This window comes from Enterobacter cloacae complex sp. GF14B (assembly GCF_004136805.1).
In the GTDB taxonomy this organism is placed as follows: Bacteria; Pseudomonadota; Gammaproteobacteria; order Enterobacterales; family Enterobacteriaceae; genus Enterobacter; species Enterobacter hormaechei_C.
The window spans coordinates 1-887 of sequence record NZ_QFRV01000385.1 but is presented as its reverse complement, the minus strand read 5'-3'; the positions used below and the strand labels follow the sequence as shown (position 1 = coordinate 887).

General features: G+C 47.9%; 2 protein-coding genes. Both read left to right on the top strand.

Features of this window, described 5'->3' with window-relative positions; genetic code table 11:
* On the top strand, positions 1 to 218 hold a 218-nt coding region (locus DD606_RS25745), incomplete at its 5' end, for a hypothetical protein (RefSeq protein ID WP_219824257.1).
* A gap of 11 nt (positions 219 to 229) precedes the next feature.
* A complete protein-coding gene (locus DD606_RS25740; RefSeq protein ID WP_129259554.1) occupies positions 230 to 760 on the top strand; it encodes a hypothetical protein in 531 nt (176 codons plus the stop codon).
* Positions 761 to 887: the final 127 nt, after the last annotated feature.

Genomic DNA, 887 nt, shown 5'->3' with positions numbered 1-887 from the left:
CCAAGACACAAGGCACACTGTCAATGAGTGCCAGCAACGAAGGCAGCGAAAGGGCTGAAGTCATCTACATCGACATTCATCGCGAAGAAATCATTCACATCAAGGAAGAAAAGCAAACAATGAGACCTCTTTTCCCTAAAGAAACTGCAGTCAAAGATATAACTCCAAAGTGGCTCAAAGGAGCTGCTCGAGCCAAAGGCAAGGAGAAGGTAAGCTAGTCTGGAAACACATGACCCCGAAGGGAGAAGCATCTGGCCAAGCAAGTGCTTCAAGCTCAGAAAGCCGGGTTGTACCCAGCTTGCCAAAGAGGAAGTCATCCGAAGCTAAGCGGGGGAAGGTCGCCTACCGATTTGCACGACGCATACGAATGCTACCAATCCACTTTGACAATCCTGAAGAAGAAGTGGTAAGAAGATTCCCATGCCTCAGGGAAGAATGGTTTGGCTACTGCTCTCGCTGTTTTGGAAGATGGGTAGAGGATCTTCCTCCTCTCCCTGTGCAATTTATCCTGAAGAAGCTCTCCACCACGGGTGAAACCGAGTCGGTTGGAGACGAGATGCAGCTGAATGGAGTAGAATTCATGCAAAACGCCGACTACGGAAATTATTTGCAGTTACTACTAGCCAAGAGGTTGGGAGTGGTCAGATGCATCGCCATCATCGCGTACGTGTTGAGCGACGAAGAAAAGGTAGAGCCCATGAAAGGTGACGACCTCCTGTGGATGTGCCGACTCATCAACACTGGCACGGTAAGAGTATAAATAAGTACTCCACCCTCTGTGCATGATGGAAAACGGGCTGACAACATTCCCATTCAGATTCTTGCAGCATATGCATGTGAATATCTATGTAGATAGAAAACTCTTCTACCAATAGAAGATCGTGTAC

Coding starts and splice junctions, on each gene's coding strand:
- DD606_RS25740 (WP_129259554.1), top strand. CDS start 230: ATGACCCCGAAGGGAGAAGCATCTGGCCAAGCAAGTGCTTCAAGCTCA.